Here is a 255-nt window from a genome sequence, read left to right on the forward strand (position 1 = left end):
TCCCCGTACACAGCTGGCGCTCGATCTTGTAGCCGGTGATGGCCGAGCCGCCGTCCCCGGGCGCCGTCCAGGAGAGGTCGATCTGGCTTGCCACCGCGGTCGCCGTAAGCCCCGTGACCTGATCCGGTACGGTTGCGGGAGCATTCGAGGTCTCGGTGGCCTTCGTCGAGGCCGCCCCCGTGCCCACGGCATTGATCGCGGAGACCCGATAGTCGTAGCAGGTCGAGGCCGCAACCGTGGTGTCCGAGTAGGTAG

The 255-nt window shown here is 67.8% G+C and carries 1 protein-coding gene; it reads right to left on the reverse strand.

Going from position 1 to position 255, the window contains the following annotated elements:
- A partial coding sequence (locus tag L9G74_RS21320; protein ID WP_238898791.1) for a fibronectin type III domain-containing protein occupies positions 1-255 on the reverse strand: 255 nt, incomplete at both ends.

This window comes from Shewanella electrica, assembly GCF_022321485.1.
Lineage (GTDB): Bacteria > Pseudomonadota > Gammaproteobacteria > Enterobacterales > Shewanellaceae > Shewanella > Shewanella electrica.